A 24,665-nucleotide genomic window follows, 5' to 3' on the forward strand; every position below is an offset into this window, starting at 1 on the left:
CCCGCTCCGACGCCTGAACATCACGACGGGTTTACCCGGCCGGATTCCGGAGAGCAGCGTGACCGGAGTACCGCCCCGTCCCCGCCGCTCCCCGAAGCGCATGCCCCATGAGAGGTGTTCCGGTCTGTCCGGCTCCCGCGCCACAGCAGCCACGGCCGTCACGTCGTCGCCCGTCGACACGGCCCCCGAGTCCACCGCGGACCGCACATCGGTCCCGCCACCCCGCCCGGAGCCTCCCCGCCCGGCCCCGGCCATCCGCAGCGGCCCCCCGGCGGCACGCCGGGACGCCTACTTCGACAACGCGAAGTACCTGGCGATCGTGCTGGTGGCCGTCGGGCACGCCTGGGAGCCGCTGCGCTCGGACAGCCGTACCGTCACCGCGCTCTACACGTTCGTGTACGCCTTCCACATGCCGGTGTTCATCGTCATCGCCGGGTACTTCTCCCGCAGCTTCGACGCGAGCCCGGACCGGATCAGGCGGCTGGTCACCTCGGTCGCCGTGCCCTACGTGGTGTTCGAGGTCGCCTACACCCTCTTCACCCGCTGGAGCGACCACGCCCCGGACCGCGAGATCAGCCTGCTGAACCCGCTGTACCTGACCTGGTTCCTGGCGGCCCTGTTCATCTGGCGGCTGACCACGCCGATCTGGCGGCAGCTGCGGTGGCCGCTGCCCGTCGCGCTCGCCACAGCGATGCTCGCGAGCCTGTCGTCGTCCATCGGCACCGACCTCGACCTGCAGCGGGTCCTGCAGTTCCTGCCGTACTTCGTGCTCGGCCTGTACCTGCGGCCGGAGCACTTCAGCCTGGTGCGCCGCTGGAGCGTGCGGCTGTGCGCCGTGCCCGTCGTCTGCTGCGCCCTCGCCGTGGCGTACTGGTCGGTGCCGCACCTGGGCTACCGCTGGTTCTTCCACCGCGACAGCGCCGAGCAGCTCGGCGTGCCCGCCTGGTACGGGCCCGTCATGACCCTCGCCACCTTCGGCTGCTCCCTGGTGCTGGCCGCCTGCTTCCTCGCCTGGGTCCCGGGCCGCCGCACCTGGTTCACCGCCCTCGGCGCCGGCACCCTCTACGGCTACCTGCTGCACGGCTTCGTCGCGCAGAGCGCCAAGCCCGCCCACTGGTACGACCCGGCCTGGATGCGCGGCCCGCTGGGCGCGGTGACCGCCACCGTCGTCGCCGCCGTGGTGGTGACCCTGCTGTGCACGCCGCCCGTGCGCCGGGTCTTCCGGTGGGTGATGGAGCCCGGGATGGAGTGGGCGTTCCGGACGCGGGAAGGGCGCCCGGAACGGGCGGGGGAGCACCGCGCGGCGCAGGACGGCCGGCGAAACGCCGCGCGGGTCCTTCCCGGGAGCCGCTGAAGCGGCGAATATGCCGCACCATGGACATTCTGCTCGTCGCAAGCGCGTTCAACAGCCTGTCCCAACGGGTCCACGCCGAACTCTCCGACCTCGGCCACCGGGTGGACGTCGTCCTGGCCGGCCAGGGCCCCGACGCCGTCCGCCGCGCCGTACGGGACCGGTGCCCGGACCTGATCGTCGCGCCGATGCTCAGGACGGCACTCCCGGAGGACGTCTGGCAGCTGCACACCTGCCTGATCGTCCATCCGGGACCGCTCGGCGACCGGGGCCCCTCCTCCCTCGACTGGGCCGTCGCCGAACAGGCTGCCGAGTGGGGGGTGACCGTCCTCCAGGCCGAGGCGGCCATGGACGCGGGCGCGGTCTGGGCGAGCGAGACCTTCCCGGTGGCGCCGGTCGGCAAGAGCGACCTCTACCGCAACGAGGCCGCCGACGCCGCCCTCACCGCCGTCCACCGGGCCGTACGACGGTACGCGGACGGCTCGTACAAGCCGCGCCCGCAGAGCGATCCCGCGATCCACGCCAAGGTCGTCTGGCGGGACGTCTTCCGGCAGGAGCGGCGGCGGATCGACTGGGCGGCCGACGACACCGCGACGGTGCTGCGCAAGCTGCGCGGGGCCGACTCGCAGCCGGGGGTGCTGGACGAACTCCGCGGCCGTGAGGTGTTCCTGCACGGCGGCCACCCGGAGGACGAACTGCGCGGAGAACCCGGCGAGTTGCTGGCGGCGCGGGCGGGCGCGGTCTGCCGGGCCACCCGCGACGGCGCCGTCTGGATCCCCGAGCTGCGCCCGCGCAGGAACTCCGGCGACCCGGCCCCCTTCCGCCGCCCCGCCACCGACGTCCTCGCCGCCCCGGACCTCCCCGAGAGCCCCGCCCCGCTGGAACTGCCCCCGCACCGCCGCACCTGGTCCGACATCCGCTACCGGCAGCACGGCGACGTCGGTCTCGTCAGCTTCTCCTTCCCCGGCGGCGCGATGAGCACCGACCACTGCCGGCGCGTGCTCACCGCCTACCGGTACGCCCTCGCCCGGCCCACCCGGGTCCTGGTGCTCGGCGGCCGGCGCGACTTCTTCTCCAACGGCATCCACCTCAACGTCATCGAGGCCGCCCCGGACCCCGCCGAGGAGTCCTGGACCAACCTCGACGCCATGGACGACCTGGTCGAGGCCGTGCTGCGGACCACCGACCGGCTCGTCGTGGCCGCGCTCGGCGGCAACGCGGCGGCCGGCGGCGTCATGCTCGCCCTCGCCGCCGACGAGGTCTGGTGCAGGGCCGGTGCGGTCCTCAACCCGCACTACCGGCGGATGGGCCTGTACGGCTCGGAGTTCTGGACGTACTCGCTGCCCCGCCGCGTCGGCGCCGGCACCGCCCGGCGGCTGACGGAGGAGGCCCGGCCGGTCAGCGCCGCGGCCGCCGCCCGGACCGGGCTCGTCGACCGGCTGCTGCCGGTCCCCGCGCAGGGCTTCAGCGCCGAGGTCGAACGGCTGGCGGCCGAGCTCGCCGGCACCGCGGATCTCGACCGCCGGATCGCCGCCAAGGCCGCGGCGCGCCGGGCCGACGAGGACGAACGGCCGCTCGCCGCGTACCGGAGGGACGAACTCGCCCGGATGCACGCCCTGTTCTTCGACCCGGACGCCGCCTACCACTCGCTGCGCTCCGACTTCGTGCGCAAGGTCCCGGGCGGTGTCCGGTGACGCGGCTGCTGGTGGCGGGCGTCGGCAACATCTTCCTCGGCGACGACGCGTTCGGCCCGGAGGTGATCCGCGCCCTGGAGCGGCGCCCGCTGCCGCCCGAGGCGCAGGTCCGGGACTACGGCATCCGGGGCATGGACCTCGCCTACGCGCTGCTCGACGGCTGGCCGGTGGTCGTGCTCGTGGACGCGGCGGCCCGCGGCGAGCGCCCCGGCACCCTCACCCTCGTCGAGCCCGAACTCCCCGACGGCCGCCCCGCGGCCCCGCCCGAGGCGCACGGCATGGACCCGGCGAAGGTCCTCGCCCTCGCCGCCCACCTCGGCGAGGAGGCCCTGCCCCGTGTCCTGGTGCTCGCCTGTGAGCCCGGGGAGCTGCCGCGCGGCGACGAGGACATCGCCCCCGGGCTGAGCGCACCCGTCCGGGACGCGGTCGGCCGGGCCGTCACGGCGCTGCACACCCTGGTCCCGGCGCTGCTCGCGGACCCCCTGGCGACGCCCGCGTTGGACCGCCCGGAGGAATCCGCGGCCCCCGCCGCGGCCGGTCGCCCGCCGACAGCCGCCACCGGCGCGGAGGATCGCTGAGCGGACCCGGTGAAGCCGGCTGCGGAACCGCGCCCCGTCGGGGGTGCGGGGCCGAGCCGATGTGCGGCTACCGCCGCGCGGGCGCGACCGGCCCGCACCGGCCCGCGGCAGACGAACGGCATCACCAGAGCGGAGTCCCCATGTGTCAGTCCGAGGAGGTCACCCGGGCCGTCCTGGCCAGGAACGACGGCCTGGCCGCGAGCCTGCGCAGCGACCTGGCCGCGCGCGGCGTCGGGGTGGTGAACCTGCTCTCCAGCCCCGGCAGCGGCAAGACCGAACTGCTCGGCCGGGTGCTGGCCCGGGCGGGGGAGCGGGGCGTGTCCGTCGCCGCCTTCACCGCCGACCTCGCCACCGAGAACGACGCGAAGCGCCTGGCCCGTTCGGGAGCGCCGGTGAAACAACTGCTCACCGACGGGCTGTGTCACCTGGAGGCCCGGCAGGTCCGCGGCCACCTGGAGGGCTGGCTGCCGGCGGACACCGCGCTGCTGTTCGTGGAGAACGTCGGCAACCTGGTCTGCCCGGCCTCCTACGACCTCGGCGAGCACCTGCGGATCGTGCTGATGGCGGTGACCGAGGGCGAGGACAAGCCCGCCAAGTACCCCACCGCCTTCGGCTCCGCGCACCTGGTCGTGCTCACCAAGACCGACCTCGCCGGACCGGCCGGCTTCGACGGGACCGCCTTCGCCGAGCAGGTGCGGCGGGTCAACCCCGGGGTGGAGATCGTGCGCTCCTGCGCCCGCACCGGGGAAGGCGTCGACACGATCCTGGAGCGGGTGCTCGCCGTACGGGACGGCGCCCCGGCGCACCGGCCGCCGCTCGCCCCGCACCCGCACGGCCACGTCCACGCCCCGACCGCCTCGTGACGGCGCCCACGACGACGGCGGCGGTCCGCCGACGCGTCACGGTGCGCGGGACCGTACAGGGCGTGGGTTTCCGCCCGTACGTCCACCGGCTGGCCGCCGACCTGGCGCTCACCGGGTTCGTCAGCAACACGGCCGGCGGGGTGCTCATCGAGGTCGAGGGCGCGGCGGCCGGCGTCGAGCGGTTCTGCGCGCGGCTCGCCGGTGAGCCGCCGCCGCTGGCCACCGTGACGGCCGTGGCTGTCGAGGAGGTACCGGCCACCGGGGCCGAGGACGGTTTCACCATCCGCGCCACCGAGCAGTCCGCGCCGGGCCGCACCCTCCTCCCGCCCGACACCGCGACCTGCGCCGACTGCCTGCGTGAACTGGCCGATCCGGCCGACCGCCGGCACCGCCACCCCTTCATCACCTGCACCCACTGCGGCCCCCGCTTCACCATCGCCACCGGCATGCCGTACGACCGCGCGGTCACCACCATGTCCGGCTTCCCCATGTGCCCCGCCTGCACCCGGGAGTACGACGCCCCGGCCGACCGCCGCTTCCACGCCCAGCCGGTGGCCTGCCCGGAGTGCGGCCCCCGGCTGCGGCTGGTGCCCGCCGCCGGCAGCGGGGTGAGAGCCGCTCGCGACGGTGACGCCCTCTCACGGGCGCGAGAACTGCTCGCCGACGGACGGGTCGTCGCCGTGAAGGGCGTCGGCGGCTACCACCTGGCCTGCGACGCCTCCGACGCCCGGGCCGTGGACACGCTGCGCACCCGCAAGGCGCGCGGCGACAAGCCGTTCGCGGTGATGTGCGCGGACCTCGCCGAGGCGGAGCGGATCGCCGAGGTCGGGACGGCCGAGCGGGCCGCGCTCACCAGCCCCCGGCGCCCCATCGTCCTGCTCCGCCCCCGCCCCGCCGCCGGGCTCGCCCCCGGCGTCTGCCCCGGCAGCCCGCACCTCGGCGTCATGCTGCCGTACACGCCGGTCCACACCCTCCTCTTCGGCCTCCCCGGCGACCCGCCCGGCCCCCACGTCCTGGTCATGACCAGCGGCAACCGCTCGGGGGAGCCCATCGTCACGGACGACGACGAGGCGCTGACCCGGCTGTTCGGACTGGCCGACGCCTGGCTCGCCCACGACCGGCCCATCGCCTCGCCGTGCGACGACTCGCTGCTGCGGGTCCGCGCCGACGGCACCGAGCAGGTCCTGCGCCGCTCCCGCGGATACGCGCCGCGCCCGCTGCGCCTGCCGGTCCCGGTGCGGCCCGCACTCGCGGTCGGCGGCGACCTCAAGAACGCGCTGTGCGTCGGCGAGGGCGACCTGGCCTGGTTCGGGCCGCACATCGGCGACATGGGCGACCTGGCCACCCTGGAGGCGGCCGTCCGGGCGGAACGGCACGTGCGCCGGCTGACCGGGATCCGCCCCGAAACCGTCGCCGCGGACCGCCACCCCGGCTACCACTCGACCGCCTGGGCCCGCCGCCGAGCCACCCGACTGGCGCTCGGCAGACCGGTGCTCGTCCAGCACCACCACGCCCACATCGCCTCCGCCATGGCCGAGGCGGGTCTCGACGGCACCACACCCGTCATCGGCGTCGCCTTCGACGGCACCGGCTACGGCGAGGACGGCACCGTCTGGGGCGGTGAGGTGCTCCTCGCCGACTACACCGGCTTCCGGCGCCTCGCCCACCTCGCCCCGGCACCGCTGCCCGGCGGGGACGCGGGCGTCGCCAACCCGTGCCGGACGGCACTGGCCCGGCTGTGGGCGGCAGGCCTGCCCTGGGACGCCGACCTGCCCAGTGTCGCCGCCTGCTCCCTTGACGAACTCCGTTTGCTGGAAGGGCAGTTGACGAGCCAGGTCGGCTGCGTGGCCACCTCCAGCATGGGGCGCCTCTTCGACGCCGTGTCCTCCCTCGCGGGCGTGTGCCACCGCGCCGGGTACGAGGCCCAGGCCGCCCTGGAGCTGGAGGCGCAGGCCTGCGCGGCCTGGGGCACGGAGCCGGCCGCGTACCCCTTCGGCGACCGCTTCGACCCGGCCCCGGCGCTGCGCGCGATCGTCGCCGACCTGCGGCGCGGCACTCCGGTGCCGGTGATCGCGGCCCGCTTTCACCGCGGGGTGGCCCGCGCCGTCCTGGACCTGTGCCGCGGGGCGCGCCGGGCCACCGGGCTGACCACCGTCGCCCTCACCGGAGGCGTGTTCGCCAACGCGCTCCTCGAAGACGCGAGCGCGGACCTGCTGCACGGCGCCGGATTCACGGTCCTGCGGCACGGCGAAGTCCCGCCGAACGACGGCGGACTGGCGCTCGGGCAACTGGTGGTCGCGGCCCACGGGCAGCGACCCGACGACGACCGACGCAAGGCAGTCAGCGACGAGACGGAGTGACCCATGTGTTTGGCAGTGCCCGGCAGAGTCGTGAGCATCGACGACACCGCCGATCCGCTCACCGGCCTGATCGACTTCGGCGGGGTGCAGAAGCAGGCGTGTCTGGAGTACGTGTCGGACGTCAAGGTCGGCGAGTACGTCATCGTCCACGTGGGCTTCGCCCTGCAGCGCCTCGACGAGGAGTCGGCCCTGGCCTCCCTCCGGCTCTTCGAGGAACTGGGGCTCCTGGAGGAGGAGTTCGGCGACGCCTGGCAGCAGGCGGCCCGCCAGGCGGCCGAGGAGACCGAGGGGAGCGAGGCCCGGTGAAGTACCTCGACGAGTTCAACGACCCCAAGCTGGCCCGCCGGCTGCTGGACGAGATCCGGGCCACCGCCACCCGGCCCTGGGCCCTGATGGAGGTGTGCGGCGGCCAGACGCACTCCATCATCCGGCACGGCATCGACCAACTCCTCCCGGAACAGGTCGAGTTGATCCACGGGCCGGGCTGCCCGGTCTGCGTGACCCCGCTGGAGTGCATCGACAAGGCACTGGAGATCGCCGCCCGCCCCGACGTGATCTTCTGCTCGTTCGGCGACATGCTCCGCGTCCCCGGCACCGACCGGGACCTGTTCCGGGTCAAGGGCGAGGGCGGTGACGTCCGCGTGGTCTACTCGCCGCTCGACGCGCTCCAGCTCGCCCGCCGCCACCCGGACAGGCAGGTGGTGTTCTTCGCCATCGGCTTCGAGACCACCGCCCCCGCCAACGCCATGGCCGTCCACCAGGCCAAGCGCCTCGGCCTGGCCAACTTCACCCTCCTGGTCTCCCATGTCCGGGTCCCCCCGGCCATCGAGGCCATCATGACCGCCCCCGCCTGCCGGGTGCAGGGCTTCCTGGCCGCCGGACACGTGTGCAGCGTGATGGGCATGGCCGAGTACCCCGAACTCGCCGAACGGCACCGGGTCCCCATCGTCGTCACCGGGTTCGAACCCCTCGACATCCTGGAGGGCATCCGCCGCACGGTGGGCCAGCTGGAGCGCGGTGAGCACCGGGTGGAGAACGCCTACGCCCGTGCCGTGCGCGCCGACGGCAACCAGGCCGCCGTCCGCATGATCGAGGAGGTCTTCGAGGTCACCGACCGCTCCTGGCGCGGCATCGGCCGCATCCCCGCCAGCGGCTGGCGGCTGAGCGAGGCCTACCGCGACTTCGACGCCGAGCACCGCTTCGACGTCACCGGCATCCGCACCGAGGAACCCGCCGAGTGCCGGGCCGGCGAAGTCCTGCAGGGGCTCATCAAACCCACCGACTGCGCGGCCTTCGGCACCACCTGCACCCCGCGCACCCCGCTCGGCGCCACCATGGTCTCCAGCGAGGGCGCCTGCGCCGCCTACTACCTCTACCGCCGGATGAACGAACCGGCGCTCCCGCGCGAGGAGATGAACCCCGTTGGCTGAGCAGACCGTCGTCGACCCCGCGAACTGGAGCTGCCCGGCGCCGATCCGCGACCAGCCGGTCGTGGTCATGGGCCACGGCGGAGGCGGCGCCCTCTCCGCCGAACTGATCGAGCAGATCTTCGCCCCCGCCTACGGCAACGCCCTTCTCGCCGGGATGACCGACTCCGCCGTCCTCCACCTCGGCGGCGCCCGCCTCGCGCTCTCCACCGACTCCTACGTCGTACGGCCGCTGTTCTTCCCCGGCGGCTGCCTCGGCGACCTCGCCGTCAACGGCACCGTCAACGACCTGGCGATGAGCGGCGCCCGGCCCGCCTACCTCTCCGCCGCCTTCGTCCTGGAGGAGGGCGTCGAGCTGGCCGTCGTCGAACGCATCGCGCGCGCCATGGGCGCGGCCGCCGAGACGGCCGGAGTCACCATCGCCACCGGCGACACCAAGGTCGTCGAGAGCGGCCACGGGGACGGGGTGTACGTCACCACCGCCGGCGTCGGCCTCGTCCCCGAGCGGGTCGACATCCGGCCGCAGCGGGCCCGGCCCGGCGACGCCGTCATCGTCAGCGGACCGATCGGCCTGCACGGCGTCGCCGTGCTCAGCGTGCGCGAGGGGCTGGAGTTCGGCGTCGAGATCGCCAGCGACACCGCGCCGCTGGCCGACCTGGTCGCGACCATGCTGGACGTCACCCCCGACGTCCACGTCCTGCGCGACCCGACCCGCGGCGGCCTGGCCGCCTCCCTGAACGAGATCGCCCGCGCCTCGGGAACCGGCGTACGGCTCACCGAGCGCGCCCTGCCGGTACCGGAGGCGGTCGCGAACGCCTGCGGGTTCCTCGGCCTGGACCCGCTCTACGTCGCCAACGAGGGCAGGCTCGTGGCCTTCGTCCCGCCGACGGACGCCGACGCGGTGCTGGAGGCGATGCGCGCCCATCCGCAGGGGGCCGGCGCGACCCGGATCGGGGAGTGCGTGACCGAGCACCCCGGAATGGTGGTGGTGGCGACCGGGCTCGGCGGCACGCGGGTCGTGGACCTCCCGCTCGGAGAGCAACTGCCCCGTATCTGCTGACGGCATCTCCCGACGACAGAGCGATGACCTCCGGTGCCCGGGGTGTCCCGGGCACCGGAGGCGTCATTCGACCGCGGTGATCTCCAGCTCCCGGCCGCTGCGCAGCTCGGCGGAGGGACGGTCGCAGCGCGGGCACCAGAAGAACGGCGGCATACCCACCGCGAACTCCTCGGCGCACGGCCCGCACCAGGCCCGCGCGGTCACCTGCTCGACCACCAGCCGGGCGCCGGCGAGCGCGGTGCCGTCGCGGGCCACCTCGAAGGCGAAGTCCAGGGCGTCGGGGACGACCCCGGACAGTTCGCCGACCCGGACGGTCACCGCACAGACGCGGTCCGCGCCGTCCGCCCGGGCCCACTCGTCGGCCTGCTCCACGATCGCGGTCGCGATCGACAGCTCGTGCACGACCGGCTCACGGATACCGGTGACCGGCGCGCAGCCCGCCGGCGATCCGCCAGATCCTCATCTCGCGCATCATGCTGGGGATCTCGGTGACGAACAGCGCCACCAGCAGCGCGCCCACCACGGCGACCTCGGCGGTCAGCACGCGCTGGGCCGCCGTACCTGTTCTCTTGCGTTGCATCTTCATGTGGTCCATTCGGTTCATGCGGGGGACTCCCTGTCGCTCTGGGTCATCCGGGCGGGATGTTCGGCATCACGTCGAGCAGCACGTCGTGCCGCTTCCAGTGGATGTTGGTCGAGCGCCGCGCGTCGGCGGTGCCGTCCGGGTGGTGTCCTGTCTGCTTCGTGTAGGGGCCCCTGTTGCCCTGGTGCATGCCGGGCACGTGGGACGGCGTGTCGGGCCTCGCCTGGGCGCGGCCGACTCTGATGCTGCCCATGGGGTTCTCCTTCCTGAGCCTTCCTGTGCTGCCGTTCCTCGAGGCCGTCCGGCTCAGGGCCGCTCGGTGAGCTCCTCGAAGAAACGCTCCACGGCCGGCCACATCCGGCCACCGCCGGACAGGCCGCGCCACTCCCGGCGGACGACCGCGAGCATGCGGAAGCAGTCGTCGACCGGGACGATCCAGTGGTGGTCGAGGCCGTGCACCGTGTTGACCAGCAGCGCCTCGACATCGGGGGTCATGCCGGCCAGCGGAGGACAGCCGGCCACCGCCCGCTGCCAGGCCGCCGCCGCCACCTCCCAGCGCATGGCCCCGGCCGGGCTCGGCCCCTCCGCGGTGACCGAGCCGTCGGCGCGCGGCACGAAGAAGACCAGGCCGACCGGGACCCCGAGGGCCGCGGTGTCGACCTTCGGGAGGCGGACCCGGCGGGTCGGGATCAGCCGGAACTGGCCGTCGCCCGCGCCGGTGCCCTGCCGGGTGTCGGCGAACAGCACCGAGCAGGCGCGGCACGCGCAGCGGACCTCGGCCTGCCCGGTGTCGTAGAGATGCGGGTGGTCCTCGGACAGCGGCTCGGCGCACAGGTCGCACACCTCCGCCCCGGCCGCCGGCTGCCGGTCGGCCGAGGAACGGATGAGGCGGGCCAGGGCTCCGCCGGTCGGTGTCCGGGTGGTCACCGGGCCTCCTGCGGCCGGCGCAGGGAGTCCAGGGGGACGAAGGCGGGCGCCGGGGTCTCGGGCACCGGCTGCACGTCGGCGAGCTCGGGGGCCGCGGCGAGCACCGCCTCCCGGACGGCGTCGGTCACCTCCGTGGCACCTCCGCCGCACCCCGAGCCGCAACCGCCGCCCGTGGCCAGCCGCACCCGGCCCACCGCGCCCTCCACCCCGGCCCACTCGACGTCACCGCCGCGCTCCCGCACGGCGGGACGCAGCCGCTCGACCGCCCGGGCGGCCCGGCGCTCGGGCGAGTCCGGGTGGATGTCGTGCAGGACCATGAGGTGGTCGAGCAGCTCGTCGTCGGCGAGCCGCTCGGCCAGGGGCGCGTCCGCGTGGTCGAGGACGCGGGCGAGCGCCTCGCCGTAGACCTCGGTCAGCAGCCGTACCGCCTCCACCGCCGAGCCGCCGGTCGGCCCCGGAGCGGACTCCAGGCTCTCCAGCAGCCCGTCGAGCCGGGCCAGCCGGGACTCGACCGCCGGGCCGTCGAGCCGTCCGTCAGCCATGGTTCGCCCCGTAGACCGGCGAGTGGGTGACGCTCAGCGTCTTGCCCTTGCCCGTGTACATGTGGACACCGCACGGCAGGCAGGGGTCGAAGCTGCGGACCGTGCGCATGATGTCGACGCCCTTGAAGTCGTCCGGGCCGTTCTCCTCGAAGATCGGCTGGCCCATGACGGCGTCCTCGTACGGGCCCGGGGTGCCGAACTTGTCCCGCGGGCTGGCGTTCCACGGGGTCGGCGGGTACGGGTGGTAGTTGGCGATCTTCTTGTCCTTGATCACCAGGTGGTGCGAGAGGACCCCGCGCACGGCCTCGTGGAAGCCGCAGCCGATCGCCTCGTCCGGCACCTCGAAGTCCTCGAACACCTTGGTGTCGCCGGACCGGACCAGGCCCATCGCCTCGTCCAGGAACTGCAGGGCCATGGCGGCCGCGTACGCGACGAAGTACGGCCGGGCACGGTCGCGTTCGAGGGTGTTCGACCACTTCGGGATCTTCCACTCCAGCGTGGTCTCCGGCAGGCTCGCCCCCTTGGGCAGCGAGATCCGGACGCTGGTGCCGGTGGCCTTGATGTACGGCGTGTCGACGATGCCGCTCAGCGCGGTCGACCAGAGCCGGGCCAGCGGGCCGCCGCCGGTGTCCAGGGCCAGGTGGTCGCCGGTGCGCTGGTCGTACCAGCGGGGGCTCATCACCCAGCTGTAGTTGCCCTCGAAGTCCCGCTTCTGCGGCACCGGGAGCGTCGTCTGGTTCCACGGGTGCCGCATGTCGACGGGGTTGCCGAGCGGGTCGTGGGTGACGAAGGGGTCCTCGTTCACCCAGTCCTCGTAGAAGGAGCTGCCCAGCATGATCCTCAGGCCCAGGTTGATGTCGACCAGGCTGTTGGTGACCAGCTCGCCGTCGACCACGATGCCCGGGGTGACGTACATCGCCCGGCCCCAGCGCTCCATGTTCTCGTAGCGGTAGTCGACGACCTTCGGGTCCTGCCAGGCGCCCCAGCAGCCCAGGAGGATACGGCGCTTGCCGACCTCCTCGTAGCCGGGCAGCGCCTCGTAGAAGAAGTCGAAGACGTCGTCGTTCATGGCGACGGCCTTCTTCACGAAGTCGATGACGTGCATCAGCCGGCTCAGGTAGTCGGTGAACGCGGTCGGCGACGGCATGGTGCCGACACCGCCCGGATAGAGGGTGGAGGGGTGGACGTGCCGGCCCTCCATCAGGCAGAACATCTCGCGAGTGGTACGGGAGACCTTCAGGGCCTCCTTGTAGACCTCGCCCTCGAAGGGGTTGAAGGCCTTCATGATGTCGGCGATGGTCCGGTAGCCGTGGATGTCACCGCGCGGCGCGTTGGTCTTCTGCGCGCGGGCCAGGACGCTCGGGTTGGTGGCCTTGACCATCTGCTCGCAGAAGTCCACGAAGACCAGGTTGTCCTGGAAGATCGTGTGGTCGAACATGTACTCGGCCGCTTCGCCGAGGTTGACGATGTGCTCGGCGAGCGGCGGCGGCTTCACGCCGTACGCCATCTGCTGGGCGTAGTCCGAGCACGTCGTGTGGTTGTCGCCGCAGATGCCGCAGATGCGGGAGGTGATGAACCCGGCGTCGCGCGGGTCCTTCCCCTTCATGAAGACGGAGTAGCCGCGGAAGAGGGAGGAGGTGCTGTGACACTCCACCACCTCCCGGTTGGCGAAGTCGATCTTCGTGTAGATGCCCAGGTTTCCGATGATCCGGGTGATCGGATCCCAGGACATGTCCACGATCTGCGCGGGCTTGCGCCCCTTTTGCCGGGCCTCGGTTGTCATCGGCGTTCGCTGACCTTTGCTGTGGGGGGACGGGGGTGGGGGGACTGGCCGTGGCGCGTCAGGGGCGCCAGCGCGGGGCGTAGCCGCTGGTGAGCTTGCGCTTGTTGTGGCGCCACTTCGGCTCGTGGTTGACCAGGTCGTTGGTGAAGCCGCGCAGCCTGCGGATGACCGCCCCGTACGGCTTGATCGCGAGCGAGGAGAGGGTGCCGCCGGGCGGCTCGTCCATGAACGGCATGAACGCGTCCGGGAAGCCCGGCATGGTGCAGCCGATGCAGATACCGCCGACGTTCGGGCAGCCGCCGATGCCGGCCATCCAGCCCCGCTTGGGCACGTTGCAGTTCACGACCGGACCCCAGCAGCCCGTCTTGACCAGGCACTTGGGCGAGTTGTAGTCCGTCGCGAAGGACGCCTGCTCGTAGTACGAGCCTCGGTCGCAGCCCTCGTGCACCGTGCGCCCGAACAGCCACTGCGGCCGCAGCATGTGGTCCAGCGGCGGCGGGGGAGCGGTGCCGGCGGCGTGGTAGAGCACCCAGACCAGGGTCTCCATGAAGTTCTCCGGCTGCACCGGGCAGCCCGGGATGTTCACCACCGGCAGCCCGGCCTGCGACTTGAAGTCCCAGCCGAGGTAGTCCGCGAGGCCCATGGCGCCGGTCGGGTTGCCGGCCATCGCGTGGATGCCGCCGAAGGTGGCGCAGGTGCCGACGGCCACCACCGCCCAGGCCCGGGGCGCCAGTTCGTCGATCCAGTCGTTGAGGGTCTGCGGCTGACCCGTCTCCGGGTCGTTGCCGAAGGACGTCCAGTAGCCCTCGCCCTCGATGATGTTCTGGTTCGGGATGGAGCCCTCGATGACGAGGATGAACGGCTCCAGCTCGCCCCGCGCCGCCTTCCGGTAGGGAGCGAGGAAGTCCTCGCCGCCCAGGCTCGGCGAGAGCACCTTGTTCACCAGGTTGACCTTCGGGATCCCCGGGATCAGGCCCAGGACCAGGTCCTCGATGGAGGGCTGGTCGGCGGCCGTCACGGAGACGGTGTCGCCGTCGCAGCTCATGCCTTCGGAGATCCAGAGGATGGTGATCTCGTCGAACCCCTGGTGTTCGCCGGCTCGGCCGGCCTCGCCGGCGACGGCCGTGGTGCCGTTCTTGCTGGTGCTCATGTGCTAGGCCTCCGATGGAGTGGGTCCCGGGGACGGCTCTTCAGCCGCCGCTGGGTCCGGGACGTCGGTGCCCCCGAGCGGCTCGACTTCGTCGGGCCGGAAGTAGTGGAAACGCCCGTACCAGCCGTGCAGTTCGGCCGCCGGGTCGTCGTCCACGGTGACGGCGAGATGGGTGCTGCCGTCCACGTCGTGGAAGACGGCGGCCACGGTCGCGGTCCGGCCGGCCAGGAACATGTCCTGGGCGTCGGCACCCGTGCCGCGCGGGCGCAGCCGCACGGGGCTGCCGCCACCGACCCGCACGCCGTCGACGAGGACCGTTTCGGTGGCCGGGGAGAGCCCGTCGTCGCCGCCCTCCTGCCACCAGGCCGGACGCCCGTCGGGGGAGGCCTCGCCGGCCGGCCCGAGCGAGCGGATGGCACCGTGCAGGCGCTCGAAGACCTCCGGCGGCATGGTGTCGACCCGGTCGAGGATCTCGGCGGCCCGCGGGTCGGTGGCCCGGGCCTCCCGCTTCTCCTCGTCCGTCAGCAGCATGGTCCGCAGGGTGAGGATCTCGTCGATCTCACCGGCGTCGTGCAGGTCACCGGGGCTCTCCGGCGCCACCTGCGGATGGTCGGGGAGGATGATCGGCGACGAGAGCAGCAGGGCGGAGGCCGAGCCGTCCTCGGGGGCGGTGGCAGGTGGAGCACCGCCGAGCACCGGGAAGGTGAAGTCGTTGCGGCAGCTCCGGGTGGGCTCCTGGAGGGCCCGGCCCGGGTCGATCAGGGAGACGAACTCCGCGCCCTCGACGCCGAGGAGGGTGTGGGTGGCGATGAGCGCGTGCCGCAGGGCCAGGTCGCGCGGGGCGTGCGGATCCCCCACGTGCCCGTCGTTCGTGGTGCGCACCCGGAGCCGGAAGAGGTCCTCGCCGAGCCGCTCGGCCTCCAGGACGGCGCTCGCCCGCACCTCCGTCCGGCGACGTACGATCCGCCCGGCGCCGGAGGGCAGTTCCTCGGTGCCGGTCGCGGCCGGGGAGCCCACCGCGAACCTGTGCTCGCCCTCCTCCAGCGCGACCGTGAGGTCGGCCGCGCGGGCCACCGCCTCCTCGAAGGTCAGCTGCACGGTTCCGTCGTCACAGGTCAGCGACTCGACGGGCCGCCCGTTGGCGTCCTCGACCTGTTTGTGCTGCAGGTGCAGATACCGCACCCGTACCCGCAGCCGCACGGCCGCATCCGGCCGGCGCACCCGCAGCAGACACTCCGTCCGCTGGTACCAGGAGTCCGCCGCACCCGACATGCCCGCTCCGACCGGACCGTCGGCCTCCACCCAGTCGCGGGGGAAGAGGACCCCGAACTGCCAGCGGGCACGATTCTTCGGCGAGGACCGCCGATAGGGGTACAGGAGATAACCCTCGTAGAGCACGGCATCGGCGACGGCACTCATCGCTTCGAAGGTCGGCGCGGGGCGGCCGGAGCCGTCCACCAGGGCAGTGCGGGGCGCTCTGCCGTCGACCAGTCCCTCGGCCATGCAGCCTCCTCGGATCCGCGGGCGCGCCCATACCTTCCACCACGGTCACACCGGTCACGCCCGCGCGCCTCTTCTGGCCGAGCGGGGTTGGGCCGGACGGGGGGTGCCCGGGGGTGCGCCGGATCGGCGGGCGGAGGCGGCCCTGGCGGGACGGCCCTGTCGGACGGAGTGCGGTCCGGGCGGACGGAGGCGGTCCGGGCGGCCGGACGGCTTGGGCCGACCGGGACCGTCTGGGCGGACCGTCTGCGCGGACCGAGAAGTCGATGCCGCAGGCCTGGGCAGACGGACGCGAGGTCGCAGTGGCGGCGGCCGGGGCGGTGTCAGGGGGCGACGAAAAGGGCGGGGAAGCGGGGCCCGAGCCAGGGCTTGCGTCCGTAGGCGAGCACCTGGCCCCGGGCCATGGCGAGCCACGGGTTGCGGCGGCCGAGGGCGATGAGCAGGAAGGCGACCGGATCGATGAGGATCGTGCAGTCCGCGTGGTCCGACGGCTCCGGGGCCACCTGCACGGCACCGTCGGACAGGGTGACGCCGAAGGCGCCGCCGCCACCGCGCAGCCGGATCGTGTAGCGGGCGGTCAGACCGGCGGTGGCCGTGCCGTCCGCCACGGCCGGCATCACCGAGAGCAGGAACGGCACGCACCACGCGACCCGTTCGGCGTCGATCATGTGCGGCCGGCGCACCGCACGGGCGAGGTCGTAGCCGTGGCCGAGCATGTGGGTGAGCAGATAGGAGGCGAGTACGGACCGGTCCATCGGGCCGAGCGGGGTCACCGGCGCCGGACCGTCGGCCGCCGCGGCCAGCGCGTCGGCGCATCGCTCCGCCTGCTCGGTGATCATGGCCGCGAGCGGCGCCGCCCGGCGCTCCCCGAACACGGCCAGCGACTCGGAGTTGGCCGCCGCCAGGCTCTGCGCCGTGCCGTCCCCGTACGGCCGTTCCCGCCCCACGGCGAGGTCGGCCATCAGCTCGTTGGCGAGCGCGAGGTGGGCCGCCGCCTCGCCGACCGTCCACAGCGATCCCGGTACGGCGGTATCCATGTCGGCGACGCCGTCGAGGACGGCCGTGATGTCGGCGGCGGTCTGCCGTATCGCCTGCCCGAGCCCCGCGGGCAGCGCCCCATGGACGTCCTGCCGTGCCGCCTGATCCACGCCGGTCACCCCTGTTCTGTCGCGCGGTACCCAATCAGACGCACGGGCGCGCCACAACCCCCGCGGCGATCACCGTGCCCCGAGCCCTCGCAGGAAGGTGTCGACGACCGTGTCGGCGGCCTGGGCCGCGCCGAGTCCGGGCAGCTGCTGCGACGCCAGGTGCATGAGCTGCGGCAGCAGTGAACTCGCCCAGGCGGGCGGCAGGTCGTCGCGGAGCAGCCCCTCCTCGGTGGCCCGCCGCAGGAAGTCGTCCACCTCCCGGACCAGGGCGTCGCGCCGCTCCCGGATCGCGTCGTCGGCCTTCAGCCGGGTGAGCTCCACGGGCCACTTGCGATTGACGGCGATGATCTCCTCGACGTACCGGTGCAGCGCCACGGCGACCGGGGCCTCGCGCAGCCTGGCGTGCTCGACGGCCCGCTCGACCGCGTCGTACCGAGCCTCGTAGATGGCCGCCAGCAGCTCCTCGCGGGACGCGAACCGCCGGTAGACGGTGCGCCGGTCGACACCGGCCTCGGCGGCGATCGCGGCGATGCTCGCGCCCGGATCGGCGGCGAGCATACGGGCCCCGGTGGTCAGAACGGCTTCCAGATTGCGTGCTGCGTCGGCTCTCACGGGCCAGAGCATATCCGGAACTGTGGAACCTGCCCCACCTTTCGCCACTCACATGAGGCCTTAGTGACGATAAATGCTACATTGAAATGACAGATAACCGGGTAGGTTCTTCGAATCCTCCGGAGAGAGCACATGATCATTTACGACCGTCTCTACGTCGCGGGCTCGTGGACGGCGCCCAGCGACCCGGCGCTCCTCGACATCCGTTCGCCGCACGACCAAGAGGTCATCGGCCGTGCCGCCCAGGCCCGGCCCGCCGACGTCGACCGCGCTCATCCCGCGCTGCTGGCCGGCAACACCGTCGTGCTGAAGGTGTCCCCGGAGAACTCGCTGAGCATGGGGCTGCTCGCCGAACTGCTGGAGCGGGCCGGGCTGCCGGAAGGCGTGATCAGCGTCCTCCCCGCCACGCCACGACGTGAAGTTCCACCGCTCGGGTGTGAAGTACCTGCACCATCCGCTGGTCGGCGATCTCGCCCTTCCCTACGAGGCGATGGACCTGCCCTCCGACCCCGGCCTCCGCCTCAACTTCTACACGCCCGAACCGGACTCCCGGGAGCGGGAGGCACTCGCCCTCCTCGCCGGCTGGGTGGGCACCGGGACCGGCGTCCCCTCCCGGAACGACTGACCACCAAGAGGCGCCGCAGCCATCCGGGACCGCGGGTGCGCCGCGGGGGAGGGAGCTCAGTTCTCCCGCGGCCGCCCGGCGAGGGCTTCCCGTGTCGCGGCCCAGGAGGCGAGCAGGCGCAGGCCCTCTTCGGAGGGCGAGCCGGGTTCGGCGGTGTAGACGGTGACGGTGAGGCCGGGTTCGGCCGTCATCTCCATGCCCTCGTAGGCGAGGGTGATGTCTCCGACGGCCTCGTGGTGGAAGTTCTTGGTGCCGGTGCCGTGGTGGCGGACGTTGTGGGCGCCCCAGCGGGTCCGGAAGTCGTCACTGCGGGTGGAGAGCTCCCCGACGAGGTCGTGCAGCTCCTTGTCGTGGGGGTTGCGGCCGGCCTCGGTGCGCAGGATCGCGACGGTGATGTCGGCGGCGGGGCCCCAGTCGGGGTAGAAACGGCGGGCAGCGGGGTCCAGGAAGGCGAAGCGCGCGAGGTTCGCCTGGTTGTGGGGGTTCGCGTAGACGTCGCTGTAGAACGCGCGGGCGAGCGTGTTGGTGCCGAGGATGTCCATGCGGCCGTTGCGGACGAAGGCGGGGCCCGCGGTGATCGCGTCGAGTGTCCACTGCAGGCTCGGGTGCGGGGTCCACTGCCGGGCCGGGCGTCGGCGTCGGGGGCGGGTGAGCGCGTCGGAGCCGTCGGCGGCCTGGGCCAGATGGACGAGATGGGCGCGTTCGGCGTCGTCGAGGCGAAGGGCACGGGCGACGGATTCCAGGACGGTGGGGGAGACACCGGCGAGACTGCCGCGTTCGAGCTTGGCGTAGTACTCCACGCTCATGTCGGCGAGGGCCGCGACCTCGCTGCGGCGCAGCCCGGGGACGCGGCGCCGGGTCCCGGACGGCAGTCCGGCCTGCTCGGGGGTGATCTTGGCGCGCCGCGAGGTGAGGAACTCGCGGACCTCCTGTTGGTTGTCCACCCTTCGACCGTACGTGCAGCGGGCCGCAGGAGGGATGTACTGCCGGTACACCCATCGACGGTGACTGGCCGGCCGCCACCGGGGGCGGTTACCTGGAGGACGTGGCGCTGTCCCCGGCCGTCCGTCGGCGGGGACGGGGCCGCCCGCCCCCGGCGCGCGGACACCTCGCGGCCCAGGGCCGGGCCTACGCGGACCGCCCTCAGCGGTCCCCGTTCCACGTGAGCAAAGGAACCCTCATGCGCGGCGCAGTGATCCATGCCCCCGGCGACGTCCGCTTCGAGACGCTGGACGACCCGAAGATCCTCCACCCCACCGACGCGGTCATCCGCACGGCCGTCACCTGTGTGTGCGGCTCCGACCTGTGGCCCTGGCGCGGCCTGGAGCCGATCGGCGGCGCCCACCCGATGGGCCACGAGTACGTCGGCTTCGTCGAGGAGGTCGGCTCCGAGGTCACGGCCGTGAAGCCGGGCCAGTTCGTCGTCGGCTCGTTCGCCACCTCCGACAACACCTGCGCCAACTGCCGCAACGGCTTCCCGTCGAACTGCCTGCACCGCGAGTTCATGAGCACCTGCCAGGCCGACTACGTCCGTATCCCCAACGCCCAGGGCACCCTGGTCGCCACGGACGAGGTGCCGGGCGAGGAGCTCTGGCCCGGTCTGCTGGCCGTCTCCGACGTCATGGGCACCGGCTGGTGGGCCGCCGAAGCCGCCGAGGTGAAGCCCGGCTCCACCGCCGTGGTCGTGGGCGACGGCGCGGTCGGACTGTGCGCGGTGATCGCCGCCAAGGAGATGGGCGCCGAGCGGATCATCGCCATGAGCCGCCACGAGTCCCGGCAGAGACTGGCCCGCGAGTTCGGCGCCACCGACATCGTCACCGAGCGCGGCGACGAGGGCATCGCCCGGATCAAGGACCTCACCGGCGGCATCGGCGCCGACAGCGTCCTGGAGTGCGTGGGCACCGCCGAGGCCATGCAGCAGGCGCTGCGCTCCACCCGCCCCGGCGGCAACGTCGGCTTCGTCGGCGTTCCGCACGACGTCGCCGTCGACGGGCAGGAGCTCTTCTTCTCCCACGTCGGCCTGCGCGGCGGCCCCGCCCCCGTGCGCCGCTACCTGCCCGACCTCATCGAACGCGTCGTGACCGGCCGGATCGACCCGGGCAGGGTCTTCGACCTCACCCTGCCCCTCGACCAGGTCGCCGAGGGCTACCGGGCCATGGACGAGCGCCGAGCCGTCAAGGCACTCCTCAAGCCCTGACGACGAAGGAGCGACAGCATGCCCAAGCAGTCCGCACCCAAGGAGCTGGAGGCGATCGCGCCCAAGCTCGTCGAGGTCACCGACGAGGTGCTCTTCGGTGACGTATGGGAGCGCCCCGGTCTCTCACCACGCGATCGCAGCCTGGTGACCGTCAGTGTCCTCGCCGCGCTCTACCGCGGCGAACAGCTGCCCTACCACCTGGGCGTGGCACTGGAGAACGGCCTGAGCGTCGAGGAGCTCTCCGAGGCCATCACCCACCTGGCCTTCTACGCCGGCTGGCCCAACGCCATGACCGCGATCAGCAGGCTCAAGGCGCTCACCGAAGAGCGCGACGCCTGACCCTCGCACACCACTTCCCCGCAACCGCACAGCAAGGAACGCCCTCCGTGGAACTCGTCACGCAGACCCCGACCGCCAAGGCCCCGGCCGAGCGCTTCACCGGCGACGTCTACCTCAACATGATCGAGACCCCCGCCGAGCCGGCCCGGCTGGCGACCGCCCTGGTCCGCTTCACCCCCGGTGCCCGCACCCACTGGCACTCCCACGCCAACGGCCAGATCCTCTACATCACCGACGGCGTCGGCCTCGTCGGCACCCGCGACGGCGACGTCGTACGCGTCAGCGCCGGCCAGACCGTCAAGTGCCCGCCCGGTGAGGAGCACTGGCACGGCGGCACCGACACCACCCTCGTGGCGCACATCGCCATGGTGGTCGGCGAGGCCGGCGGTGACGGCACCACCTGGCTGGAACCGGTGACCGACGAGCAGTACGCCGAAGCGCTCGCCACCGTCACCCGCTGAGGGCCGCTGGCCTGATGCGGTGCCAGGAGGCGTTGCAGGCGGACGGTCATCGCGTCCCGGGCGCCGAGCCACACGGCCGTGCCGAGTTCGGCCGGTGGCCGGGCGACAGCCCGGCCGACGCCCTTGTCGGCGGTTGCCTTACTCGGTGGGGGTGTTCAGGCGGCACCAGGAGGTGGTCCGGCAATCACCAGGCTTCCGTGCGATACATGTCACGCGTCGTCATGTATTGAAGGTCACATCCGACCTGGACGGGGCTATACATGTCAGCACGTGGCAGGTATTCCGAGGATCCTGGAAGCATGAAGTCCGACCGCCTGCTGGCCTTCCTCCTGCTGCTCCAGACGCACGGCCGACTGCCGGCCCCCGATCTGGCCGGTCGCCTGGAGGTCTCGGTCCGCACCGTGTTCCGTGACGTGGAGGCCCTCTCCGCGGCCGGTGTACCCGTGTACGCGGAGCGCGGGCGCAACGGCGGCATCGCGCTCGTGCCCGGCTACCGCACCGACGTCACCGGACTCACCGCCGACGAGGCCCGCGCCCTTTTCGTCCTGCTGGCCGACCGCACCCACGCCGACCTGGGCCTGAGGCAGGCCATCGGCTCGGCTCTGCGGAAGGTCATGGCCGCCTTGCCGGAGGCGCACCGTGGCGCTGCCGAACTCGTCAGCAGGCGCATCCTGGTCGATCCCGTACGGTGGCGCACCGGCCCGGCCCCGGCGGTCGACCTCGGCGGCATGCAGGCGGCGGTCTTCGACGACCGGCGGCTGCGACTGCGGTACCGGAGTGGCGAGGACGGCCGGGTCCGGACGTACACGCTCGATCCGTACGGCCTGGTCGACAAGGCCGGCGTCTGGTACCTGGTGGCCGACCATCGGGGCGTGCCGAGGTTGTTCCGCGCCGACCGCGTCCTCTCCGCGCAGGTGACCGACGAGCCCGTCCGGCGGCGCAAGGGGGTGGAGCTGGCCGACGTCTGGGACGAACTCCGCCGTCAGATCGACGAGGCGCCCGCGGACGTGCGCGCGGTGGTGCGGGTCCGCCGCGCCGTCCTGGGCCGGTTCCTGCGCCTGCATCAGGCGGACCTGGCGGGCCTGCCGCCGGCCTTCGGTGCCGCCGAAGCCGAATCCGACGCCGGGGAGTGGACGGAACTGGAGCTGCGCTTCCGTGCGCTGGGGGCGGCCCGGCCACTGCTGGCCTTCGGCACCGACGTCGAAGTCCTCTCACCGCCGCAACTGCGCGCGGAACTCGCCCGGGTCGCCGCGGACATCGCCGGCCTCTACCGAGGCGGGTGACACAGCGGGCAGGCCTGACCGGAACACATCGCCGGCACCTGGCGCGGTGCTCGGACGCGCTGCGACGACGAGTCTGCGGGGTGTCGGGGATCCGTCCCGAATACATGACGCCGGATGACATGTATGGCACTGCAAGATGGGCATCACAGTGGTGGTCCGCGATTTCGGAGGGCTTATGAAAGGCCAGCTTTCCTTCATTTCCTCAGCGAATGAAGGAACGGAGGAAAAGCCGTCCGGCCGGCCTCGACGGGCCTGGCTCGGAGTGGTGTCGGCCGAGCATGCCCGGTACGCCGTCCGGTACGGCTGGATCCAGCTCAACCACGGCTACCGCCGCAATCTCGCCCGGCTGGGCCGCGGCGACGGGTTCGTCATCTACTCGCCCACCGAGCGCCTGGGGGAGAAGGCGAAACTCCGCGCATTCACGGCGCTGGGAGTCGTCGCCGACGACGAGCCGTACCTCGCGGACGAGGTCATGGACATGGGTGCCAGGGGCACGTTTCGGCCCTGGCGCCGGGTGGTCGACTTCGCGCCGGTGCACGCCGTCGAGCTGGGCGCCGTCGCCCCCGACCTGATCCTCACCCAGCAGCCGAACTGGGGCTACGGACTGCGCTTCGGCCTGGTGCCGCTGGCCGTCGAGGACTTCGAACTGCTCCGCGACGCGATGGCGCGCTGAGAACACGGCGCGGCGCTGTGGAGCAGCGCTGATTGTCCCGATCATTCCGGGCATTCGGCCGCGGGCCGTTCTTTGCTCACATCGCGGGAATGCCTGTCAAGCGCGAGGTTCATCACACGAGAAAAGGGCTTTCGGGCGGCCTTATCCGGCGGTTTCACGGTGGTAGCCTCGAATGAGTGAGCAATCGACTCGTCGTCAAAGGCGGCCGTCAGCACAGTCTCCGTGACGTGTCCGTGGAATTTCCGAGGGGCTCGCTCGTCGTCTTCACGGGTGTTTCCTGTTCCGGTAAGTCGAGCCTGGTGTTCGACACCATATTCGCGGAAGGGCGGCGACGTGATGTGGAATCGCTGTCCGCGTACGCGCGGCAATTCCTGGGGCAGCTGGGCAAGCCCGATGCCGACGCCGTCGAGGGACTGTCCCCCGCGATCGCCGTCGACCAGAGGACGACCGGACACAACCCGCGCTCCACGGTCGGCACCCTCACCGAGGTGTACGACCACCTGCGCCTGCTCTACGCCCGGATCGGCCGCCCGCACCGCCCCGAGTGCGGTGAGCCGGTCAGCCGCCAGACCCCGCGGCGCATCGTCGACCAGCTGCTGAGCACCTCGGAGGGCACCCGTTTCCGGCTCCTCGCCCCCGTCGTCCGTGACCGTGAAGGCGAACACGCCGAGGTGTTCCGGCAGTTGAGCTCGGACGGGTTCAGCCGCGTGCGCGTCGACGGCATCGTGTTCGCCGGCCCCTAGGGCCTGTCTGACAATTCCCGCCTGCCTCGCGACGCCATGCACGCACTCTCGCCGCGCCGGGCCCTGACCCAAGTACGTCCAGTACGTGGATCAGGGCCCGGCACACCGAGAGCACGCACCTGACGCCGCGAGGCCGCCCTCCGGGCGACGACGGGAACTGTCAGACAGGCCCTAGGGCGGCCGGCGCGGTGGACAGGCGATCGCCGAGGGCACCCCGGAGCAGATCGCGGCCCACCCCGGGTCGCACACGGGCAGGTTCCTCGGCCCATTGCTGAAGGAGGCGGTCGCATGAGTGCCGTACTGCGGAGCGCGCCGGACCTCCTGCCGTCCGACGACGAAGCCGACGGCCCCGAGCCGCTGTTGCCGGCCGCGGGCGGCAGCACCGACCCCGTGAAGGACTACCTGCGCCTCATCGCCCGCGTCCGGCTGCTCACCGCCGAACAGGAAGTGGACATCGCCAGGCGCATCGAGGCCGGCATCGTCTCCCTGCGCTACGGACTCACCGACGGCCGCCCCCGGACCCTGGAGGAGATCGGACACGTCTACGGCGTCACCCGGGAACGCACCCGCCAGATCGAGGCCAAGACCATGACCAAGCTCCGTCACCCGTCCCGCTCACAGGTACTGCTGGACTACCTCGACGGCTCCTGAGTCCGCCGGCCCCGGGGCCGGATCTGATGTGCTGTCGCCTGTGACAACATCGAGCAGGGAGCGTGTCTGACCAGCAGGACTCGGACAACCCGGCCCCCACCCCGGCCCACCGCCG

The 24,665-nt window shown here is 72.7% G+C and carries 25 protein-coding genes and 4 pseudogenes; 18 read left to right on the forward strand and 11 right to left on the reverse strand.

Annotation, left to right across the window (positions count from 1 at the left end):
• Nucleotides 1-58 precede the first annotated feature (58 nt).
• The 8 genes from ACZ4UV_RS30880 to hypE all read left to right on the forward strand — a co-directional run bounded on the left by ACZ4UV_RS30880 (nt 59) and on the right by hypE (nt 9,333).
• Nucleotides 59-1,354, forward strand: coding sequence for an acyltransferase family protein (locus ACZ4UV_RS30880; RefSeq protein ID WP_451018220.1), 1,296 nt, complete (start codon nt 59-61; stop codon nt 1,352-1,354).
• A 20-nt stretch (nt 1,355-1,374) separates the two neighbouring features.
• Nucleotides 1,375-3,045, forward strand: coding sequence for an enoyl-CoA hydratase-related protein (locus tag ACZ4UV_RS30885; protein ID WP_451018221.1), 1,671 nt, complete (start codon nt 1,375-1,377; stop codon nt 3,043-3,045).
• Nucleotides 3,042-3,623: a hydrogenase maturation protease gene (locus tag ACZ4UV_RS30890; RefSeq protein WP_451018222.1), complete on the forward strand. Its 582-nt coding sequence runs from the start codon at nt 3,042-3,044 to the stop codon at nt 3,621-3,623. Before ACZ4UV_RS30885 ends, ACZ4UV_RS30890 begins: the two co-directional genes overlap by 4 nt.
• A 140-nt stretch (nt 3,624-3,763) precedes the next feature.
• The gene (gene hypB, locus ACZ4UV_RS30895) at nt 3,764-4,486 is read left to right on the forward strand and encodes a hydrogenase nickel incorporation protein HypB (protein ID WP_451018223.1); all 723 of its coding nucleotides are present in this window, start codon (nt 3,764-3,766) and stop codon (nt 4,484-4,486) included.
• A complete protein-coding gene (gene hypF, locus ACZ4UV_RS30900; RefSeq protein WP_451018224.1) occupies nt 4,483-6,846 on the forward strand; it encodes a carbamoyltransferase HypF in 2,364 nt (787 codons plus the stop codon). The genes hypB and hypF overlap by 4 nt, the downstream gene beginning before the upstream one ends.
• A gap of 3 nt (nt 6,847-6,849) precedes the next feature.
• Entirely contained in the window at nt 6,850-7,152 is a 303-nt protein-coding gene (locus tag ACZ4UV_RS30905; protein ID WP_390035836.1) for a HypC/HybG/HupF family hydrogenase formation chaperone, read from the forward strand.
• A complete protein-coding gene (hypD, locus tag ACZ4UV_RS30910; protein ID WP_390035834.1) occupies nt 7,149-8,276 on the forward strand; it encodes a hydrogenase formation protein HypD in 1,128 nt (375 codons plus the stop codon). Before ACZ4UV_RS30905 ends, hypD begins: the two co-directional genes overlap by 4 nt.
• A 67-nt stretch (nt 8,277-8,343) precedes the next feature.
• Entirely contained in the window at nt 8,344-9,333 is a 990-nt protein-coding gene (hypE, locus tag ACZ4UV_RS30915; RefSeq protein ID WP_351501800.1) for a hydrogenase expression/formation protein HypE, read from the forward strand.
• Between the two features lie 63 nt (nt 9,334-9,396).
• On the opposite strand, the gene hypA is transcribed toward hypE, so the two are convergent.
• From hypA to ACZ4UV_RS30965, 10 genes are all read right to left on the reverse strand, one after another.
• Entirely contained in the window at nt 9,397-9,735 is a 339-nt protein-coding gene (gene hypA, locus ACZ4UV_RS30920; protein ID WP_451018225.1) for a hydrogenase maturation nickel metallochaperone HypA, read from the reverse strand.
• Nucleotides 9,736-9,742: 7 nt separating this feature from the next.
• Entirely contained in the window at nt 9,743-9,937 is a 195-nt protein-coding gene (locus ACZ4UV_RS30925) for a hypothetical protein (RefSeq protein ID WP_451018226.1), read from the reverse strand.
• A 25-nt stretch (nt 9,938-9,962) separates the two neighbouring features.
• Nucleotides 9,963-10,169 (reverse strand): hypothetical protein, encoded by a 207-nt coding sequence (locus tag ACZ4UV_RS30930; RefSeq protein WP_093506980.1) that lies wholly within the window; start codon nt 10,167-10,169, stop codon nt 9,963-9,965.
• 53 nt (nt 10,170-10,222) lie between these two features.
• Entirely contained in the window at nt 10,223-10,843 is a 621-nt protein-coding gene (locus tag ACZ4UV_RS30935) for a DUF5947 family protein (RefSeq protein WP_451018227.1), read from the reverse strand.
• Nucleotides 10,840-11,385, reverse strand: a complete 546-nt coding sequence (locus ACZ4UV_RS30940) for a NifU family protein (RefSeq protein ID WP_467842288.1) — start codon at nt 11,383-11,385, stop codon at nt 10,840-10,842. The genes ACZ4UV_RS30935 and ACZ4UV_RS30940 overlap by 4 nt, the downstream gene beginning before the upstream one ends.
• Entirely contained in the window at nt 11,378-13,168 is a 1,791-nt protein-coding gene (locus tag ACZ4UV_RS30945; RefSeq protein WP_390035825.1) for a nickel-dependent hydrogenase large subunit, read from the reverse strand. Before ACZ4UV_RS30945 ends, ACZ4UV_RS30940 begins: the two co-directional genes overlap by 8 nt.
• A 58-nt stretch (nt 13,169-13,226) precedes the next feature.
• Complete coding sequence (locus ACZ4UV_RS30950; RefSeq protein ID WP_390035823.1) at nt 13,227-14,318, reverse strand: NADH-quinone oxidoreductase subunit B family protein; 1,092 nt, start codon at nt 14,316-14,318, stop codon at nt 13,227-13,229.
• 3 nt (nt 14,319-14,321) lie between these two features.
• Nucleotides 14,322-15,821 (reverse strand): hypothetical protein, encoded by a 1,500-nt coding sequence (locus ACZ4UV_RS30955; RefSeq protein WP_467842292.1) that lies wholly within the window; start codon nt 15,819-15,821, stop codon nt 14,322-14,324.
• Nucleotides 15,822-16,141: 320 nt separating this feature from the next.
• Nucleotides 16,142-16,966, reverse strand: coding sequence for a maleylpyruvate isomerase family mycothiol-dependent enzyme (locus ACZ4UV_RS30960; protein ID WP_451018232.1), 825 nt, complete (start codon nt 16,964-16,966; stop codon nt 16,142-16,144).
• 69 nt (nt 16,967-17,035) lie between these two features.
• Nucleotides 17,036-17,524: a TetR/AcrR family transcriptional regulator gene (locus ACZ4UV_RS30965; protein ID WP_467842901.1), complete on the reverse strand. Its 489-nt coding sequence runs from the start codon at nt 17,522-17,524 to the stop codon at nt 17,036-17,038.
• 186 nt (nt 17,525-17,710) lie between these two features.
• On the opposite strand from ACZ4UV_RS30965, the pseudogene ACZ4UV_RS30970 reads away from it, so the two are divergent.
• Together ACZ4UV_RS30970 and ACZ4UV_RS30975 are read left to right on the forward strand one after the other, a co-directional pair.
• Nucleotides 17,711-17,983: pseudogene (locus ACZ4UV_RS30970) on the forward strand (aldehyde dehydrogenase family protein); the annotation flags it as partial.
• Between the two features lie 31 nt (nt 17,984-18,014).
• On the forward strand, nt 18,015-18,203 hold the full coding sequence (locus tag ACZ4UV_RS30975) for an MmyB family transcriptional regulator (protein ID WP_451018230.1): 189 nt from the start codon (nt 18,015-18,017) through the stop codon (nt 18,201-18,203).
• 56 nt (nt 18,204-18,259) lie between these two features.
• Here ACZ4UV_RS30975 and ACZ4UV_RS30980 read toward each other — a convergent pair whose 3' ends face one another.
• Nucleotides 18,260-19,147 carry a helix-turn-helix transcriptional regulator gene (locus tag ACZ4UV_RS30980; RefSeq protein WP_467842295.1) on the reverse strand — a complete coding sequence of 296 codons (888 nt, stop codon included), beginning with the start codon at nt 19,145-19,147 and terminating at the stop codon, nt 18,260-18,262.
• Between the two features lie 236 nt (nt 19,148-19,383).
• Between ACZ4UV_RS30980 and ACZ4UV_RS30985 the strand changes: the two genes are divergently transcribed.
• The 8 genes and pseudogenes from ACZ4UV_RS30985 to ACZ4UV_RS31020 form a co-directional block, all read left to right on the forward strand.
• Nucleotides 19,384-20,400 carry a zinc-dependent alcohol dehydrogenase family protein gene (locus ACZ4UV_RS30985; protein ID WP_467842298.1) on the forward strand — a complete coding sequence of 339 codons (1,017 nt, stop codon included), beginning with the start codon at nt 19,384-19,386 and terminating at the stop codon, nt 20,398-20,400.
• A gap of 18 nt (nt 20,401-20,418) precedes the next feature.
• Complete coding sequence (locus ACZ4UV_RS30990) at nt 20,419-20,739, forward strand: carboxymuconolactone decarboxylase family protein (protein WP_467842301.1); 321 nt, start codon at nt 20,419-20,421, stop codon at nt 20,737-20,739.
• 47 nt (nt 20,740-20,786) lie between these two features.
• Nucleotides 20,787-21,200: a (R)-mandelonitrile lyase gene (locus ACZ4UV_RS30995; RefSeq protein WP_451023320.1), complete on the forward strand. Its 414-nt coding sequence runs from the start codon at nt 20,787-20,789 to the stop codon at nt 21,198-21,200.
• A 299-nt stretch (nt 21,201-21,499) separates the two neighbouring features.
• Nucleotides 21,500-22,483 carry a helix-turn-helix transcriptional regulator gene (locus tag ACZ4UV_RS31000; RefSeq protein ID WP_451023220.1) on the forward strand — a complete coding sequence of 328 codons (984 nt, stop codon included), beginning with the start codon at nt 21,500-21,502 and terminating at the stop codon, nt 22,481-22,483.
• A 175-nt stretch (nt 22,484-22,658) separates the two neighbouring features.
• Nucleotides 22,659-23,156, forward strand: coding sequence for an EVE domain-containing protein (locus ACZ4UV_RS31005; protein WP_467842306.1), 498 nt, complete (start codon nt 22,659-22,661; stop codon nt 23,154-23,156).
• A gap of 176 nt (nt 23,157-23,332) precedes the next feature.
• Nucleotides 23,333-23,878: pseudogene (locus tag ACZ4UV_RS31010) on the forward strand (excinuclease ABC subunit UvrA); the annotation flags it as partial.
• Nucleotides 23,879-24,187: 309 nt separating this feature from the next.
• A pseudogene (locus tag ACZ4UV_RS31015) lies at nt 24,188-24,364 on the forward strand (sigma-70 factor domain-containing protein); the annotation flags it as partial.
• Nucleotides 24,365-24,550, forward strand: a pseudogene (locus tag ACZ4UV_RS31020) (sigma factor-like helix-turn-helix DNA-binding protein); the annotation flags it as partial. It lies immediately after the preceding pseudogene.
• Nucleotides 24,551-24,665: the final 115 nt, after the last annotated feature.

This window comes from Streptomyces sp. NPDC028289 (assembly GCF_055565975.1).